Consider the following 17,496-nt stretch of genomic DNA (forward strand, 5'->3'; position numbering starts at 1 on the left):
GAATTTGCCAGGGACGGATCGCCGTGAAACCTCTGTCGCGACTGTGGCTTCCGCGGTTTCCCCGGCAGCGCAACGGCGATGGTGAACACCGACGAAGAGCGCCCGCCGGACGGGGCCGCGTGCGCGAAACGCTGTGAAGCCACAGCGTTTGGGGGCAATCCGGTAGGCGCTACGCTTTGCCGGCGTCCCCCGACTCGCTGGAATCGACCTCCTCCGCGGGGTCCTCGATCACCTGATACGTCGGGTCGACCATCGAGATGGGCCGGTTGCCCGTCTGGCGGGCCTTCCCGGTTATCCGCAACAGCTGGCCTGGCTGGATGTCGGCGCCGCCGTGGCCGGGACGGAAGGTGATGGTGATCTCCCCGCTGTTGTCCCCGACGACGACCTCGCGCAGGGTGCGGCCGCGGTCGTTGACGTCCTCGACCTCGCTGACCCGCCCCTCGACGGTGGCCCGTTGCCCGGAGATCAGGCCGGCCACCAGGATGACCGACCCCGGCCGCTCCGGGTGCTCGTAGGCGTCCACCTTCTCGTCCTCGCCCCTGGACACCCACGCCTCGAGCTTGTCGATCTCGTCGGCGATCCGTTGCTCGAACGTGTCGGGGTAGGCCTCCCGAATGCGCGATTCCACGTCGTACGGCACGATCGTCGCCGCCGCGTCGGGGATCAGGCTCACCGCGCTGGAGATCTTGTCCGCGGTGCGGTCGTGCAGCAGCCGGCCCAGCAGCCGCCCGAATGTCCGGCGCGGCAGCAGCACCGTCACGTTGGTGCGCGCTTGTTCGTCGCGGGCCTTGGCGACGAACAGCTGCGCGGCCCGGATGATCCGCCGGTCCGGGCAGTCGACGACCCGCAGCGGGGTGTCCAGATCGAAGTGGTCCCAACGCTTCCGCAGTATGGCGGCGTGGGCCGGGTCCACCATGAAGTGCACGGCGGTCAACTCGTCGGCACGCAATCCCCTGCCGTAGCGCAACGCTTCGATCACCGCCAGGTCGACGGAGTCGACGAACACGAACACCCGGTGCCGCGCGTACTTCACCAACTCCGGGCGGTCGGTGCGGAACATCTCGAGAATGGCTGCCTCGGCGCGGTATTCGCGGTTGAGCCGCGTCAGTATGAACACCAGCAGCGGGAAGACGATGACCACCAGCCACGCGCCTTCGGTGAACTTCGCCACCGCGAAGATGCCCACCACGATCGTGGACAGGACGGCCGCGGAGAGGTTGATGGCCAGGCGGCGTCGCCATCCCGGTTCGCGGTGCCTCAGATGGTGTTTGGTCATCCCGTAGCCGGCCATCGAGAACCCCGTGAACACGCCGATCGCGTAGAAGGGAACCAGCGCGTTGACCGAGCCGCCCGTCACCACCAACAGCAGCACGGACAGCGCCGTGAGCGTGATGATGCCGTTCGAGAAGACCAGGCGGTGACCGCGTTTGGTGAGTTGGCGCGGCAGGAAGCGGTCCTCGGCGACGAAGCTGGCCAGCGCCGGGAACCCGTTGAAGCTGGTGTTCGCGCCGGTGTACAGGATGGCGGCGGTGGCGGCCTGGACCAGCGTATAGAAGACGTTGCCGAGCAGGCCGTTGCCGAATACGGCGCGACCGATCTGCGACAGCACCGACGGGTACTCGGTGAGATACGGGGTGGCGTGGGTGACGTGCGCCAGATAGGCGACCCCGGCCAGCAACACGCCAAGGATGGTGGCCATGGCCGTGAGCACTCGGCGGGCGTTGCGGCCCTGCGGCTTTCGGAAGTGGTCGACCGTGTTGGAGATGGCCTCCACCCCCGTCAGGGACGAGCCTCCGTTGGCGAAGGCTCGCAGCAACACCAAGATCGTCGCCCCCAGCACCAGCCCGTTGCCCTGGTGGACGGGCACGGTTCCCGCCATGTGCGTGGGATCGTAGACCGGCAGGTTCCCCATGGCCGCGCGGATGACGCCGACCACGATGGTCAGGCCGACCATGCCGATGAAGGCATAGGTGGCCAGCGCGAACGGCAGGCCCGCTTCCTTCAAGCCGCGCAGGTTTGCGTAGCAGATGGCAAGCACCACACCGACCGTGATTTCCAGGCTGTAGGGGCCCAGCGCGGGGACGGCCGACACCACCGCGACCGTCCCGGCCGCCGACTGCACCGCAACGGTGACCACGTAGTCGATCAGCAACGCGGCGGCGGCTATCTGCGCCACCCGGGGCCCGAAATTCTCGCGGGCGACGATGTAGGAGCCGCCCGCCCGGGTGTAGGCCATGACCACCTGCCGATACGAGGCGGCCACCAGCACGAGGATGAGCAGGATGACACCGGTGATCGGAAGCAACAACAGGAAGGCGGCCAACCCCGCGTGCGGCAACAGCTCGATCAGGATCTGCTCGGGACCATAGGCGACCGATGACACGGCGTCCGGTGAAAGAGCGCCAAGCGCAACCGGATTCGACAACTTCTCGGAGGCGATGTCCTCGGTGACCAACGGCTTGCCCAGGAACACCCGCTTGGCGATGTCCCCGACCGAAAGGGGGATCCGTAGCTTGCCGGCCGAAGCGGTCACGACCACCGTCCTTACCGTGAGCGGGCGAAACACCTGCGATGCATTGTGCACGTTCGCCGCCGCCACGGTGGCAGTTGGGCGGCGCCGGTCAGGCGAGTCGCTGCACCGCGGCGGCGATCCGCTCGTCGGTGGCCGTCAACGCGACGCGCACGTGTTGCGCGCCGCGCGGGCCGTAGAAGTGGCCGGGCGCCACCAGGATGCCGCGCCCCGCCAGCCAGTCGACGGTGTCCGCGCATGGCTCGCCGCGGGTGGCCCACAGATACAGGCCGGCTTCGGAGTGGTCGACGGTGAATCCGGCCGCCCGCAGCACCGGCAGCAACGCCGCGCGCCGCCGTTCGTACCGCTCCCGCTGCGCCCGCTCGTGGGCGTCGTCGTCCAGCGCCGCGACCATGGCCGCCTGCACCGGCGTGGGCACCATCATCCCGGCGTGCTTGCGCACCGCCAGCAGCTCGGCCACCAGGTCGGGGTCACCGGCGACGAACCCGGCCCGGTAACCGGCCAACGACGAACTCTTGGACAGCGAGTGGATCGCCAGCAGCCCGCTGTGGTCGCCGTCGCACACGGACGGATGCAGGATCGACAGCGGTTGGGCGTCCCAGCCCAGGCCCAGGTAACACTCGTCGGAGGCCACCACGCTGCCCCGCTCGCGCGCCCAGCCGACCACTTTGCGCAGGTGGTCGACGCCCAGCACGCGGCCGGTCGGGTTGCTCGGGGAATTCAGGTAGACCAGCGCAGGCGATTGCGGGCCCAACTGGGTCAGCGAGTCCGCGCGCAGCACCGGCGCTCCGGCCAGCCGGGCCCCGACGTCATAGGTGGGATACGCCAGCTCGGGCACCACGATCACGTCCGCGGGTCCGAGCCCCAGCAGCGTCGGCAACCAGGCGATGAGCTCCTTGCTGCCGATCACCGGCAGGACGGCGGCCTCGCTGACCCCCGTGACGCCGAAGCGGCGGGCCAGCGCGGCGACCGCCGCTTCCCGCAGTCGCGGAGTGCCGGCGGTGGCGGGGTACCCGGACGCGGATCCGGCGGCGGCGAGCGCCTCTTGGATCACCGGCGCGACGGGGTCGACCGGTGTCCCGACGGACAGGTCGACGATCCCGTCGGGGTGGGAGCCGGCCAGCGCTTTCGCGTCGGCCAGCGTGTCCCACGGGAATTCCGGCAGGGACGCCGACACTCGCCCGCGTGCGGCGCGCGGCCTCACACCGGGCTGATCCAGCACCGGCCGGCTCAGTCGCCCTCGCCCTGCGGCGGCAGGTCTTTGACCGACTGCGGGTCGTTCTCGGTCATGCCGACCTTGGCGGCGCCGCCCGGCGATCCCAGTTCGGTGAAGAAGTCGGCGTTGATCTGGGTGTACTGGCTCCACTGCTCGGGCACGTCGTCTTCGTAGTAGATCGCTTCGACGGGGCAGACCGGCTCGCACGCCCCGCAGTCGACGCACTCGTCGGGATGGATGTACAGCATCCGCGCGCCCTCGTAGATGCAATCGACCGGGCACTCCTCGATACATGCCTTGTCTTTGATGTCGACACAGGGCTCGGCGATCGTGTAGGTCACAGACGTCTCCTCTATGTACTACTTCGGTGTGGGCTGCTCTTCGGCTCGCGCCCGGTGCTGCCGGCCGCTCCAGACAAAGCTTTCGGTTACTGATACTAGACGTTGCACATACACGTCAACCACTTGGCGCGCCCGTTAAACAGACGATTTAAGACCGCCGGTCTCGGAGGCCGCGGGCGGGGTGCGTTTCGCCAAGGGCGAACACCGGCCCCGAGCCGCCGACCTGCGCAAAGTCGCAGTCCAGCGGGGTCGTGCGATAACCATTGAAATGGAAGCACGGTCGTGGCGCCTGGTAACCTCGACCGGAAGACGGCAACCGCTGGGCAGATGTCGTCGCCTTGATAGCGGTGCATTAACGGGGAAGGTGTCCACACATGAGGCTGTCGTTGACCAAATTGACCGTCGCGATCGGTAGCGCCGCGGTGGCGTTGACCGCCGGCGCCGGGATCGCATCCGCGGACCCGACGGACGCGATCATCAACACCACGTGCAACTACGGACAGGTGATCGCGGCGCTCAACGCCACCGATCCGGCGGCCGCCGCGCAGCTGAACAGCTCGCCCGTGGCGCAGTCCTACATCCGCAGCTTCCTGGCCTCGCCGCCGCCGAAGCGCCAGCAGATGGCCCAGCAGATCCAGGCGATGCCGTCGGCGATGAAGTACTACGACGACATCAACCAGGTCGCCGTCACCTGTAACAACTTCTGAGCCCGCGGGTTCAGTAACCGCTGAGCAGGCCGCGCACGCGGCCCAGCGTCTGCGGCCCGACGCGGCTGCAAATCCGGGACGGGTCCGCGGGCCTACGCCCCCAGAGCAGCAGGACCCGCGCCGCGGCATCGGTTTCCAGCGTCGCCGGACCCTCGGGTTCGGTGAGTTCGACGGAGGTGCGGTCGGCTTCTGCGCTGACCACGACGTCGTCGGCGCCGGGGACCCGCAGCCGCGCCTCGATACGCTCGCACGGCGCTAACTGCTTGGCGCCCTTGGCCAGCAGCGGCCTTCCGACCGCCAAGACGCTGTGGGTGGTCATCCAGGGCTCGGCCAGCCGCGCCCGCGCCGCCGCGTCGTCGCCGGTGATGTCCCAGCCGTGCAGCACCAGCTCTTCGCGCATGTGCTCGGCGAACCAGGGCACCTTCATGGTGCGGCCCGTCCACGCGACGTCGGTGTCCTGCGGCACGTCGTCGGCGGCCGCCGCAACCCGGTTCAGGGTGGCCATCCGATCGAGGAACGCGTCCCACAAATCGGGGTCGTTCAAGGCGCGCAACGGTCCCTCACGCTCCTCGAAGCCCCGCGTGCCGACCGGTTCACCCTCCAGGTGAGCGGCCAGCACCCGGGCGATCTCCTCGGCGTTCCCGGCCTGATGGATGACGACGTCGCGGACCGTCCACGCCTCGCACCAGGTGCCGGCGTCGGGCCTTCGCTGCTGCACCGCGTCCACGAATGGGCGCCACTCCGGGAACCGGTCGTCGTCGATCTGTCGGTTCACGGCGTCGGGGTACCCGCCCGGTCTGGGTGCTAAGCGGCCCGCGGGGCGTAGGTGGTGGTGCGTTGACGGGCCGGGCGCCCGATCCCCTCGGCGATCTCGGTCAGCTCCTCGACCGTCTTGGCCGACCCGTGTTCCGAACCGGCCATCCGCGAGATGGTCTCCTCCATCAGCGTGCCGCCCAGATCGTTGGCGCCACCGTTGAGCATCACCTGGGTGCGCTCGACGCCCAGCTTCACCCAGCTGGTCTGAATCTGGGAGATGCGGCCGTGCAACATGATTCGCGCCAATGCGTGCACAGCGCGGTTGTCGCGATGGGTGGGCCCGGGCCGGGCCGCGCCCGCCAGGTACAACGGCGAGCTCTGGTGCACGAATGGCAGCGGCACGAACTCGGTGAACCCGCCGGTGCGGTCCTGGATCCCGCGCAGCACGTTGAGGTGGGCGACCCAGTGCCGCGGGCTGTCGACGTGCCCGTACATCATCGTCGACGACGACCGCAGGCCCACCTCGTGCGCGGTGGTCACGATGTCGATCCACTCCGAGGTCGGCAGCTTGCCCTTGGTGAGCACCCAGCGCACCTCGTCGTCCAGGATCTCGGCGGCCGTGCCCGGAATGGTGTCCAGCCCGGCCTCGCGCAGGCTGATCAGCCACTCGCGCACGCTGAGCCCGCTCTTGGTGACGCCGTTGGCGATCTCCATGGGCGAGAAGGCATGCACGTGCATCGACGGCACCCGCGCCTTGACGGCGCGGACCAGGTCGGCGTAGCCGGTGACCGGCAACTCCGGGTCGATCCCGCCCTGCATGCACACCTCGGTGGCGCCCTCGACGTGCGCCTCCCACGCGCGGTCCGCCACCTCGTCGGTGGACAGCGAATACGCGTCGGCGTCGCCCTTGCGCTGCGCGAAGGCGCAGAACCGGCAGCCGGTGTAGCAGATGTTGGTGAAGTTGATGTTGCGGTTCACCACGAACGTCACGTCGTCGCCGACCGTGTCGCGGCGTAGCGAATTTGCCAGAGCGGCAACGGCTTCCAGCGCCGGCCCATCGGCGGTAGCCAACGCCAGGTACTCGCTGTCACTGCAGCCGGCCGGATCGCGCTCGGCCGCCCGCAGCGCGGCAAGCACGTCGGTGTCGATCCGCTCGGGGGCGCGTGCGGCCAGTTCGTGCACCTGCGCGCGGATCGATTCCCAGTCGCCGAAGGCGCTGTCCAGATCGCTGCGAGCCTCGGTGGCGCGGCCCTCGGTGTCGATTGCGGCGTTGAGGTCGACCCGCCCCGCGGACGCGACGTCGTCGGGCTCCTGCCAGGGCAGTCCCACGGGATTGACGTCGCGGGCCAGTCCGGTGGCCGGGTCGGCCAGCGCCAGCACGTGCCCGCGCACCCGGGGGTCGATCCACGCCGCCCCCGCCTGGACGTACCTGGGTTGGGCGGTCAGTCGCTGAACCAGTTCGTATCCGGCACGGGCGGTGATGTCGGCGAGGTCGTCCAGCGCGGGCCACGGCCGCTCGGGGTTGACGTGATCGGGCGTGAGCGGCGAGACGCCGCCCCAGTCGTCGACCCCGGCGCCGACCAGGGCCAGGCACTCGTCGGGGGACACCAGGTTGGGCGGGGCCTGGATGCGCATGCCGGGACCGAGCACCAGCCGCGCGACCGCTACCGTCGCCAGGTAGTCGTCGATGCCCGCGTCGGGGGCGCCGGCCATCGCGGTGTGCTCCTTGGCCCGGAAGTTCTGCACGATCACTTCCTGAACGTGCCCGAACTCCTTGTGCGACTTGCGGATCGCGTGCAGAGTCTCGGCCCGTTCGGTCAGGGTCTCGCCGATGCCGACCAGCAGGCCCGTCGTGAACGGGATGGACAACCGGCCCGCGTCGGTCAGCGTGCGCAGCCGGACGGCGGGGTCCTTGTCCGGGCTGCCATAGTGCGCAAGCCCTTTCGTCTCGAACAGCCGCCGCGATGTGGTCTCGAGCATCATGCCCATCGACGGCGCCACCGGCTTGAGCCGAGCCATCTCGGACCAACTCATCACGCCGGGGTTCAGGTGTGGCAGCAGCCCGGTTTCCTCGAGCACCCGGATCGCCATGGCCCGCACATAGGACAGCGTGGAGTCGTAACCGCGTTCGCCGAGCCACTGCGCCGCCTCCGGCCACCGACCCTCGGGGCGGTCACCGAGGGTGAAAAGCGCTTCCTTGCAACCGAGTTCGGCCCCGCGGCGAGCGATGTCGAGGATCTCGTCGGGCTCGAGATACATGCCCGCGCCCTGCGCGCGCAGCTTGCCCGGGACGGTGACGAAGGTGCAGTAGTGGCAGGTGTCGCGGCACAGGTGGGTGACCGGGATGAAAACCTTGCGCGAATAGGTGATCGGGTGTCCGCCGCCGGGGCCGCGCCGGCCGGCCGATGCCAGACCCGCATCGCGCACCCGTGCCGCACTGGCGCACAGATCCGCGAGGTCGTCACCCCGCGCGGTCATCGCGACGGCCGCCTCGTCGACGTTGAGCGCGACGCCGTCTCGGGCGCGGCGCAGCACCCGCCGCAGCGCGGATGCGCTCGTCTTTGGCGGAACCACAGGATTAGGAAGAGCGGTAGGCTCCTCGCCCGGAGTCAGCGGCACCTTCGTGTAACTTCCCCACGATCGAATTTCATCCGCGTGTCCCAACATGTGAAATTTTCTTTCGGACCCGTGCGGGCCCCGTCTGCGCAACAGTCAACAGTAGCGTCAGGCCCACACCGGCAAGCGGGGAGATCCCTGCCCGCGACCGCACGAACGTCAGCCCCCGTGGCCGCGCCGCCACAGCACCCAGAACGGCGGCGCCGCCCCCAACAGGATCAGCAGCAACGCCCCGTAGGCCAGCACGCCGCGGCCACCCAGGATGACGTCGTCGGCCGGGCCGCCCATGCTGATCGCGGCCACGGTGAGCAGCCACGTCCACAGCGGCAGCGCGGCCAGCCGTGACGACGTGGTCCACCGACCGGCGGCCCAGACCAAGGCGGCGTTGACCAATCCAGAGATCAATCCGCTGATGGGGAACGGGATCGACCCGAGGTAGGAAGGCAGCAGCAAGGCCCCGGCCAGTGCGGAGAGGACCCCGTCGACGGCCAGCAGCGTCAGGACAACGAAACGGATCGCGGGGTCTGTCGCGCCGCCGTCTTCGACGGGTACGGCGCGCGGCTTCGTTTCGGTCAGGTCGGAACGCTGTCGATGTTGGAGAGTATCGAGCCGATAACCCACTGCAGGCTGTCGAGCCGGTCCTGCCAATGCTGCTGATTAGGGTCCAGGTCGGGGTCCATGCGAAATCCTTCCGTGGCTGCCTGATTGGCAAGCCTACCGCGTGACGACCGCGCCGAAATCAAGCCCGGCGAGCAGGTCCGTCTCCCAGCCGCGCTCGTCGCGCTCCCCCGCCGTGCCGGCGACCAGCACGTAGTGTTCGTCCGCCATGATCGGCAGCGCCATGTTGTTCGACAGGGCGCAGGCCCGGCCCGTCGGCCCGACGATCACCTGGGTGGCATGCGCGGCCAGCGCGGCCCGCTTCGCCGCCCACGCCGCAACGGCGGGCTCGACGACGGCGTCGATGTCGGCGTCCGCGTACCCGAAGCCGAACTCCTCCTCCGGGGGGATGGTCCACCCGGGCCGCAGATCCTCGGGTTCGAGCGCGCGCATACCCGCCACGAAGGCGTCGGTGGCGAGCACCGACCAGTAGAACTTCGGCACGGTCCACGGCTCGCCGGGGAAGTCGTCGGAGCCCGCGGCGGCGACGGCGCGCGTCGTGACGGTGTGAGTGTGGACGTGATCGGGGTGGCCGTAACCGCCGCCCGGGTCGTAGGTCACCACCACGTGCGGCCGGTATTCGCGAATGATGGCAACCAGCGCGCCGACGGCCTCCCGTTCGTCGGCGTCGATGAACCGCTCGCGCCGCCGGCCGGGCGTGCCCCGCATGCCCGAGTCGCGCCAGCGTCCGGCGCCGCCTAGGTAGCGCGGTTCGCCGACGCCCAGCTCACGCAGCGCGGCGGTAAGCTCGCCGATCCGGAAGCCGCCCAACTGATCCGCGCGATCGACGGCCAACTCGGCCCACCGCTCGCCGATGACCTCGCCCTCCTCGCCGAGCGTGCAGGTGACGACGCGCACGTCCGCCCCGCGGGCGGTGTAGTGGGCGATAGTGGCGCCGTTGCTGAGGCTCTCGTCATCGGGATGCGCGTGGACGAACAGCAGCCGTGGAGTCTCAGGCATGGACGCACCCTACCCGTCCCCGGCCGGCGGTAGCGGTCTCGTCGCAGCCGATAGGAACGCGTGCGGCTACTATCGAGGGATGCCGCAGCTCACCAAGACCGCCCCGGCCGGCGGCAGGAGCCGCCGACGGGGCGAGGTCCTCGAACGCGCGCTGTACGAGGCCACTCTGGCCGAGCTGGCCGAAGTCGGGTACGGGGGGTTGACGATGGAGGGCATCGCGGCGCGCGCCCACACCGGAAAGGCCGCCCTGTACCGGCGCTGGACCACCAAGTGCGAGCTGGTGCACGCCGCCCTGGTCCATACGTTGCCGCCGTTGCCCGAGGCGCGGGCCGGCCGGTCGGCCCGGGACAACCTGCTGACGGTCTTCACCGCGCACCGCGACGTCTGCGCCGGCAAGACCGCGTTCCCCGGCATGGCCACCGTCAACCAGCTGCTGCACGAGCCCGAGATGCGGGCCATCTTCGCCGACGCGGTGGTGGCTCCCCGCCTGCAGATCATCGAATCGATCCTGCAGGCCGCCGTCGCGGAGGGCGACCTCGATCCGGAGATGACCACCCCGCTCACCGCGCGCATCGGCCCGGCTCTGATCAACCAGCACTTCCTGCTGACCGGATCGCCGCCCAACCGCAGGGAGCTGGCGCTGATCGTCGATACCGTGATCCCGCCGCGGACCAGACGGGACTGAACGGGCCGATCAGGGCCCGGTCTTGATCCATTGGCCGGCATCGCCGACGATGCCGACCGGCACCGCTCCCGTCAGGCTGACGTTCTGCACGCTCGGGCCGGCGGCGACGATCGTGGTGTCCTGCAGGATCGGCAACACCGTGGACATGTTCCACAACCGCGGCTCGACCGCGGTGATCACGTCGTTGATGTTCTTGGTGCCGTTGAGCGCGGCGTCGATGTTCGACTGGACGCTGCGGTCGCAGATTCCGGTGAGGTTCGACGGCGCCTGCACCAGGGCGTTGGGGTCCGGCGGCCGGCTGGGCGCGGACGAGGTCGGCGTGGTGGAGGAGGCGCTTGACCCGGTCGACGGCGGCGCGCTCGACGAGGGCGGATTCGTGGTCGGCCCCGTGGATGTCGGCACCTGCGTCGCCTCCAGCGCCGGACAGCCGTACCGCGAGGCCAGCCGCGTCGCCAGGTTCCCGCCGGCCTGATGCCAGCCGACGATCGCGTCCACCTGGTTGTTGTTCAGCGCGTCGCGATACAGCGTGACCGGGTCCAGCGCCAGCACGCTGGCGGCGATGCCCACGTTGCGCAACTGGTCGGCGGCGGTGTTGGCCACCGCGACGGAGGTCGGGTCGTTGGCCGCCACGCCGATGACCAGCGACAGCTGTTGGCCGTCCTTGCTGATCCGGCCGCGGATGACCTCGGGCGGCCCGGTGTTCGCCGGCGTCGGGGCCGGTGAACCCGCTGAAGCCGAAGCGTTGCCCTCGACCTTGTAGCCGGCCCCCTCCAGCAGCGCCAGCGCCGCCGGCGTCGTCATCGCGGGCGGCGCGGTCGGCTCGTAGCCGGGATCGCTGGGCGCGCGGATCTGGGCCTGGTCCAGCGTGACGGTGTTGTCGCTGCCCGCGCCCACCGCCGCGAGCAGGTCGACGTCGAGCAGCCCGAGGATCGCCTTGCGCACCTGGGCGTCGGACAGCTTGGGCTCGGTGGCGCGCAGCGTCAGCTGCATGACGCGCGGCGTCACGATCCGGGCGGTGCGCACGTCAGGGATGGCGGACAGCTGCGCGAAGGCCGCCGATCCGCCGTGCACCTGGGCCACCTGGGTGTCGCCGTTGCGCACCGAATCGGCCAGCGCGGCCGGCGCCCCGGCGCGCCGGAACAGGATGACGGCGGGCTTGGCCGGTGATCCCCAATAGCGGTCGTTGCGGGCCACCAGGATCTCGTCGCGCTGCGGATCGATGCTCTCGACCCGGAACTGGCCGCCGGTCACCGGGAGCGCCCGGGCCAGCCCGGCCGCGAACCCGCCCGGCACGTCCTTGACGATGTGCGCCGGAAGGATGTTGCTGAACAGCTCTTTCCATGATGGATACGGCTGGGCGAAGGTGACCACCGCCTGCTTGCCGCCCTCCAGCGACTGCACGCCGGTGATGAGATCGTAGCCGGCGGGGTCGACGACGCCGGGCTGGCTGACCATCTGCCGCCACAGGTACCAGAAGTCATCGGCGGCGATCGGGGCGTTGTCGGTCCACTGCGCCTCCGGCCGGATCTTGTAGGTCACCGTGAACGGGTTCTGGTTGGTGACTTCGGCGGACTCCAGCAGCGTCGGGTCCATCTCCCAGCGCGAGCCGGTGGGCGTCGCGGGGTCTGGCACGGGCCGGAACGCGCTCGGCAGCACCAGCGCGCTGATCGCCGCGTTCACCGGCGACAGGTCGGACAGCAGGTGCGGGTTGAAGCCGGCGCCGATCGAATCGATGCCCATGATGATCTGGGTGGGCCGCGGCGGGGGCGGTGGCGAGTTGTGCGGCGTGTCGGTGCTCTGCGGCGCCGGCGGCGGGTTGACCGTGCACGCCGCCAGCGCCAATCCAGACAGCGAGAGGAGCACGCCGACCGTCACGAAGAAACGGCGGACTCGTCTCGGCATGCCGATCAGGGTAACGACCAGCTGCCCGGCAGCCCGCCCAAGCACGCGCGATTAACCCCGGGCCTTGGCCCGCGCCCGGCTGCGGGCCCGGGTCGTGGCGTCCAGTTCGACCTTGCGGACCCGGACGATCTCCGGAGTCACCTCGACGCATTCGTCCTGCGCGCAGAACTCCATGGCCTGCTCCAGGTCGAGCTCAAGCGGCTTGGCCAGGGTCTCGATCACGTCCGCGGTCGACGAGCGCATGTTGGTGAGCTTCTTCTCCCTGGTGACGTTGATGTCGAGATCCTCTGCGCGCGGGTTGATTCCGACGACCATGCCCTCGTAGGTGTCCTGGCCCGGCTCGACGAAGAACTGCCCGCGGTCGGCGAGCTGGATCATCGCGAACGGCGTGATGACTCCGGACCGATCGGACACCAGCGAGCCGGTGTGGCGGGCCCGGATCTCCCCCGCCCACGGCCGGTAGCCGTCGAACACCGCGTTGGCGATGCCGGTGCCGCGGGTGATGGTGAGGAAGTCGGTGCGGAAGCCGATCAGGCCGCGGCTGGGCACGACGAAGTCCATCCGGACCCAGCCGGCCGCGTGGTTGGCCATCTCCTCCATGCGGCCCTTGCGGGCGGCCATCAACTGGGTGATGGCGCCGACGAATTCCTCGGGGCAGTCGATCGTCATCGCCTCGAACGGCTCGTGCAGCTTGCCGTCGATCGTCTTCGTCACCACCTGCGGCTTGCCCACGGTCAGCTCGAAGCCTTCCCGTCGCATTTGTTCGACCAGCACGGCCAGGGCCAGCTCGCCGCGCCCCTGCACCTCCCAGGCGTCCGGCCGGCCGATGTCCACCACCCGGATCGACACGTTGCCGACCAGCTCGGTGTCCAGGCGGTTGCGGACCATCCGCGCGGTCAGCTTGTGGCCCGACACCTTGCCCGCCAGGGGCGAGGTATTGGTGCCGATGGTCACCGAGATCGCCGGTTCGTCGACGGTGATGCGCGGCAGCGCGTGGGCGTGATCGGGATCGGCCAGGGTGTCCCCGATCATGATCTCGGGCAGCCCGGCGACCGCGACGATGTCACCGGCGATCGCCTCGTCGGTGGGGCTGCGCTCGACGCCCTCGGTGGCGAGCAGCTCGGTGATCTTGGCGCTGGTGATCACGGGCAGGCCGTCGACCTCCCGCATCCAGGCGACCTGCTGGCCCTTGCGCAGCTTGCCGTTGTAGATGCGGATGAGGGCGAGCCGGCCGAGGAAGGCGGACGCGTCGAGGTTGGTGACCAGCGCCTGCAGCGGCGCCTCGGGGTCCCCCGACGGCGGCGGGATGTGCTCCATCAGGACGTCGAACAGCGGGTCCAGGTTGTCGCCGGCGGGCACCTCGCCGTCGGCCGGCTGGGTGGTGCTTGCGATGCCCGCGCGGCCGGAGGCGTAGAGCGTGGGCAGGCCCAGCGCGTGCTCGGCGGCCTTGGCGGCTTCGTCGTCCAGGTCGGACGCGACGTCCAGCAGCAGGTCGTGGCTGGCGTCGACGACCTCGGCGATGCGGGCGTCGGGCCGGTCGGTCTTGTTGACGACGAGGATCACCGGGAGGTGCGCCGCCAGCGCCTTGCGCAGCACGAACCGCGTCTGCGGCAGCGGCCCCTCCGACGCGTCGACCAGCAGCAGGACACCGTCGACCATGGACAGGCCGCGCTCCACCTCACCACCGAAGTCGGCGTGCCCGGGGGTGTCGATCACGTTGATGACCGTGACGGTCCCGTCCGGGTTGCGGCGGTGCACCGCGGTGTTCTTGGCCAGGATGGTGATGCCCTTTTCCTTCTCCAGGTCACCGCTGTCCATGATGCGTTCCTGGGTGTCGTCGCCGCGGTGGGTCAGGGCGCCCGACTGCCGCAGCATCGCGTCCACCAGGGTCGTTTTGCCGTGGTCGACGTGGGCGACGATGGCGACGTTACGGAATGGCACGTCGGTGATTGTGGCAGCGCGAGGCGGTCAAAGGCGAACTGGCAGGTGCGCCCCGCCGGTCGCCCGGTGTGCGTCCAGGGCGGCCCGGCACGGCGTGTCGCCGGCCTGGACGCACACGGAAAGCCCAGGACGCACACGCATTGCTGGGTGCCCGAACACCTACCAGCCCCGCCGGCGCGGGGCCGTGCCGACCAATTCGCCCTTGGTCACCTCGTCGCGGCTGCGGTAGACGATGTAGGGCCGGAACAGGTAGGCGATCGGCGCGCTGAAGATGTGCACCAGCCGGGTGAACGGCAACAGCGTGAACAGCACCATGCCGATCAGGGCGTGCAGCTGGTAGTCCAGCGGGGCGTTGATCATCACCTCACCGTGCGGCTGGAACAGCCAGATCCGGCGGAACCACATGCCGACCGTGTAGCGGTAGTGGAACTCGCCGCCGTGCGGGCCGGTGCCGATCAGGTCGCAGTACAGGCCCACCACGATGGCCAGCACCAGCACCACGTACATCACCTTGTCGCTGCGGGTGGTGGCCATGGTCACCGCGGGCCGGGTGAACCGCCGGTAGATCAACAGCCCGATTCCGGCCAACGTGGCGAAGCCGGCCAATGACCCGGCGATCACGGCCTGCAGGTGGTAGGCATGGTCGCTCATCTTCAGCATCTGCGTCACCCGCGGCGGGATGAACAGGCCCATCACGTGTCCGGCGAAGACCGCCAGGATGCCGAAGTGGAACATCGGGCTGGCCACCCGCAACAACTTCGACTCGTAGATCTGCGAGGAGCGCGAGGTCCAGCCGAACTTGTCGTAGCGGTACCGCCACCAGGTGCCGACGATCAAGACCGACAACGTGACGTAGGGCGAGATGTCCCAGAACAGTACGCTGTCAAACACCTGGCGCTCCTTCGCGTCGGGGCGGCACCGTCAAGTTAAAGGGTTGCAGCCCAACGGCTTCCGCGGGCGGACCGGCTTTCGCCAGGCGCTCAGCGCGGCGCACGTCGGAGTCGGTCGCGGCCGGCAGCGTCGCGCACACCGCCGCCACGGTCGGCTCGTACGGCGACTCCGCGCCGGCGAGGGCGCCCCGCAACACGTCGATCGGAACGCGGTGCTCGCTCAGCAGCCGGCGCCCCGCCGCGGGGTCCACGGTGGCGGCGAATTCGAGCACGACCGGAAGGTGGTCGGGCGCCTCGGCGCGCGGCGGCCGCACGCCCGCTTCGCGGTAGGCGGTGGCGAACTCGACCATCTCGCGGCCACGGTTGCGGGTGTCCCCGGCGGTCCAGTACGTCAAGTACATGGTGCAGTGGCGCCGCATGTCGAAGGTCGCCACGTAATCCATCGCAGCGGCCATCGGCTCGCGGGCCCGCAGCGCGGCGAGCGTCTGCCCGAGCAGCGCCGCCGCGGGCCCGGTGATGTGGCCGAGCAACTCGTCGACGGTGTCCAGGCGCCCCGGCAGGTCGTCGTCCGGGTAGGCCAGCAGCAGCGACGCCGCCTGCCAGACGAGTCGGTCCTGCAGGATGTCGGCGCGCCCGCGGCGCCCGGCCAGCAGCCTCATTGCTGCCGCCCGTCGGGAAACATGCCTGCGGGCACCTGGCGCCCGTCCCAGTTCAGCAGGTTCACCCGCGGCCGCCCGTTGGCGGCCGCCTCCCCGCCGGGGTGCTTGAGCGCATGGAACGTCTCCACGGCGACGGGCACCGGCTCACCCGACTCGTACATCCCCGGGCCCCCGTCACCGGTCAGCGAGCAGCCCATCTGCTCGAGGTCGCGGGCCTGCGGGCTGAACGCCGTCGGAATGACATACCGGTCTTCGTATTTCGCGATGGCCAGCAGCCGGTACATCTCGTAGATCTGTTTCTCGGTCATGCCGACCGAATGCGGTATGTGCGGCTGGGTTTCGCGGCCGAGGTTGATGTCGCGCATGTAGGAACGCATCGCCGCCAGCCGCCGCAGCACGCCCTCCACCACGGCGGTGTCCCCGGCGGTGAACAGCTCGGCCAGGTACTGCATCGGAATGCGCAGCGCGTCCAGCGCACCGAACAGGTTGCCCAGCTCCTCACCGTCGTGGCCGTCACGGCTGACCGCGTCGACCACCGGGGACAGCGGCGGGATGTACCAAACCATCGGCATGGTGCGGTATTCGGGGTGCAGCGGCAGGGCCACCCGGTAGTCGTTGATCAGCGCGTAGACCGGCGAGCGCTGGGCGGCCTCGATCCACTCGTCCGAGATGCCCTCGGCGCGTGCGGCCGCGATCACCTCGGGGTCGTTCGGGTCCAACAGGATTCGGCGCTGCGCCTCGTATAGGTCGGTCTCGTTCTCCACCGACGCCGCCTGAAGCACCCGGTCGACGTCGTAGAGCACCAGGCCCAGATACCGCAGCCGCCCCACGCACGTCTCCGAGCAGATGGTGGGCAACCCGACCTCCATCCGCGGATAGCACAGGGTGCACTTCTCGGCCTTGCCGGTCTTGTGGTTGAAATAGACCTTCTTGTAAGGACATCCGGAGACGCACATCCGCCAGCCGCGGCAGCGGTCCTGGTCGACCAGCACGATGCCGTCTTCGCTGCGCTTGTACATCGCGCCCGACGGGCACGACGCCACGCAGGAGGGGTTGAGACAGTGCTCGCAGATCCGGGGCAGGTAGAACATGAAGGTCTCTTCGAGCGCGAGCTTGACGTCCTCGCTGACCTTCTTCAGGATCGGGTCGCCGGCCAGGATCTCCGGCGAGCCACCCAGGTTGTCGTCCCAGTTCGGCCCCCAGGAGATCTTCATCGGTTCGCCGCTGATCTGGCTCTTCGGTGCGGCCGTGGGGAACGTGTCGCCCGCGGGTGCGGTGGTCAGGTTCTCGTAGTCGTAGGTCCATGGCTCGTAGTAGTCGTCGATGACCGGCAGCCTGGGGTTGGCGAAGATGCGCAACAGCTTCTGGATGCGGCCGCCGTCACGCAACCGCAGCCGCCCCTTCTTGTCGCGTATCCAGCCGCCCCGCCACCGCTCCTGATCCTCGTAGGTGCGCGGATAGCCCTGTCCCGGACGGGTTTCGACGTTGTTGAACCACACGTATTCGGTGCCGGACCGGTTGGTCCATGCCTGCTTGCAGGTGACCGAGCAGGTGTGGCAGCCGATGCACTTGTCGAGGTTCATCACCATCGCCAGTTGCGCCATTACTTTCATTGTCTCGCTCCGCAAGCTTCGCT

At 69.5% G+C, this 17,496-nt stretch carries 14 protein-coding genes; 2 read left to right on the forward strand and 12 right to left on the reverse strand.

Annotation, left to right across the window (positions count from 1 at the left end):
* Window positions 1–169 precede the first annotated feature (169 nt).
* The 3 genes from A5701_RS16565 to fdxA form a co-directional block, all read right to left on the reverse strand.
* Window positions 170–2,533: an APC family permease gene (locus A5701_RS16565; RefSeq protein WP_067755966.1), complete on the reverse strand. Its 2,364-nt coding sequence runs from the start codon at window positions 2,531–2,533 to the stop codon at window positions 170–172.
* Between the two features lie 88 nt (window positions 2,534–2,621).
* Window positions 2,622–3,707 carry a succinyldiaminopimelate transaminase gene (gene dapC, locus A5701_RS16570; protein ID WP_067755771.1) on the reverse strand — a complete coding sequence of 362 codons (1,086 nt, stop codon included), beginning with the start codon at window positions 3,705–3,707 and terminating at the stop codon, window positions 2,622–2,624.
* A gap of 53 nt (window positions 3,708–3,760) precedes the next feature.
* Complete coding sequence (fdxA, locus tag A5701_RS16575; protein ID WP_067755774.1) at window positions 3,761–4,087, reverse strand: ferredoxin; 327 nt, start codon at window positions 4,085–4,087, stop codon at window positions 3,761–3,763.
* Window positions 4,088–4,461: 374 nt separating this feature from the next.
* On the opposite strand from fdxA, the gene A5701_RS16580 reads away from it, so the two are divergent.
* The gene (locus A5701_RS16580; protein WP_067755777.1) at window positions 4,462–4,794 is read left to right on the forward strand and encodes a hemophore-related protein; all 333 of its coding nucleotides are present in this window, start codon (window positions 4,462–4,464) and stop codon (window positions 4,792–4,794) included.
* A 10-nt stretch (window positions 4,795–4,804) separates the two neighbouring features.
* Here the strand turns inward: A5701_RS16580 and A5701_RS16585 are convergent, their stop codons facing one another.
* The 4 genes from A5701_RS16585 to mshB all read right to left on the reverse strand — a co-directional run bounded on the left by A5701_RS16585 (window position 4,805) and on the right by mshB (window position 9,783).
* Window positions 4,805–5,569: a maleylpyruvate isomerase N-terminal domain-containing protein gene (locus A5701_RS16585; protein WP_067755782.1), complete on the reverse strand. Its 765-nt coding sequence runs from the start codon at window positions 5,567–5,569 to the stop codon at window positions 4,805–4,807.
* 29 nt (window positions 5,570–5,598) lie between these two features.
* Entirely contained in the window at window positions 5,599–8,217 is a 2,619-nt protein-coding gene (locus tag A5701_RS16590; protein WP_082950368.1) for a bifunctional FO biosynthesis protein CofGH, read from the reverse strand.
* Window positions 8,218–8,325: 108 nt separating this feature from the next.
* Window positions 8,326–8,787, reverse strand: coding sequence for a hypothetical protein (locus A5701_RS16595; protein ID WP_067755788.1), 462 nt, complete (start codon window positions 8,785–8,787; stop codon window positions 8,326–8,328).
* Between the two features lie 93 nt (window positions 8,788–8,880).
* Complete coding sequence (mshB, locus tag A5701_RS16600) at window positions 8,881–9,783, reverse strand: N-acetyl-1-D-myo-inositol-2-amino-2-deoxy-alpha-D-glucopyranoside deacetylase (RefSeq protein ID WP_067755791.1); 903 nt, start codon at window positions 9,781–9,783, stop codon at window positions 8,881–8,883.
* Window positions 9,784–9,862: 79 nt separating this feature from the next.
* Here mshB and A5701_RS16605 point away from each other — a divergent pair, with 79 nt between their 5' ends.
* The gene (locus A5701_RS16605) at window positions 9,863–10,468 is read left to right on the forward strand and encodes a TetR/AcrR family transcriptional regulator (RefSeq protein WP_067755794.1); all 606 of its coding nucleotides are present in this window, start codon (window positions 9,863–9,865) and stop codon (window positions 10,466–10,468) included.
* Between the two features lie 9 nt (window positions 10,469–10,477).
* Here the strand turns inward: A5701_RS16605 and A5701_RS16610 are convergent, their stop codons facing one another.
* The 5 genes from A5701_RS16610 to narH all read right to left on the reverse strand — a co-directional run bounded on the left by A5701_RS16610 (window position 10,478) and on the right by narH (window position 17,473).
* Window positions 10,478–12,376 carry an ABC transporter family substrate-binding protein gene (locus tag A5701_RS16610; protein WP_197505001.1) on the reverse strand — a complete coding sequence of 633 codons (1,899 nt, stop codon included), beginning with the start codon at window positions 12,374–12,376 and terminating at the stop codon, window positions 10,478–10,480.
* 45 nt (window positions 12,377–12,421) lie between these two features.
* Complete coding sequence (gene typA / locus A5701_RS16615) at window positions 12,422–14,311, reverse strand: translational GTPase TypA (RefSeq protein WP_067755801.1); 1,890 nt, start codon at window positions 14,309–14,311, stop codon at window positions 12,422–12,424.
* A gap of 159 nt (window positions 14,312–14,470) precedes the next feature.
* Entirely contained in the window at window positions 14,471–15,202 is a 732-nt protein-coding gene (gene narI, locus A5701_RS16620; protein ID WP_067755804.1) for a respiratory nitrate reductase subunit gamma, read from the reverse strand.
* Complete coding sequence (gene narJ, locus A5701_RS16625) at window positions 15,195–15,860, reverse strand: nitrate reductase molybdenum cofactor assembly chaperone (protein ID WP_067755807.1); 666 nt, start codon at window positions 15,858–15,860, stop codon at window positions 15,195–15,197. Before narJ ends, narI begins: the two co-directional genes overlap by 8 nt.
* Window positions 15,857–17,473 (reverse strand): nitrate reductase subunit beta, encoded by a 1,617-nt coding sequence (gene narH / locus A5701_RS16630; protein WP_067755810.1) that lies wholly within the window; start codon window positions 17,471–17,473, stop codon window positions 15,857–15,859. Before narH ends, narJ begins: the two co-directional genes overlap by 4 nt.
* Between the last annotated feature and the right edge of the window lie 23 nt (window positions 17,474–17,496).

Source organism: Mycobacterium sp. E3305 (assembly GCF_001666785.1).
GTDB lineage: Bacteria > Actinomycetota > Actinomycetes > Mycobacteriales > Mycobacteriaceae > Mycobacterium.

Bases quoted from the DNA above. Each gene is read 5' to 3' on its own strand.
- A5701_RS16580 (WP_067755777.1), top strand. From the start codon at position 4,462: ATGAGGCTGTCGTTGACCAAATTGACCGTCGCGATCGGTAGCGCCGCG.
- A5701_RS16590 (WP_082950368.1), bottom strand. From the start codon at position 8,217: ATGTTGGGACACGCGGATGAAATTCGATCGTGGGGAAGTTACACGAAG.
- narH (WP_067755810.1), bottom strand. From the start codon at position 17,473: ATGAAAGTAATGGCGCAACTGGCGATGGTGATGAACCTCGACAAGTGC.
- A5701_RS16605 (WP_067755794.1), top strand. From the start codon at position 9,863: ATGCCGCAGCTCACCAAGACCGCCCCGGCCGGCGGCAGGAGCCGCCGA.
- narJ (WP_067755807.1), bottom strand. From the start codon at position 15,860: ATGAGGCTGCTGGCCGGGCGCCGCGGGCGCGCCGACATCCTGCAGGAC.
- mshB (WP_067755791.1), bottom strand. From the start codon at position 9,783: ATGCCTGAGACTCCACGGCTGCTGTTCGTCCACGCGCATCCCGATGAC.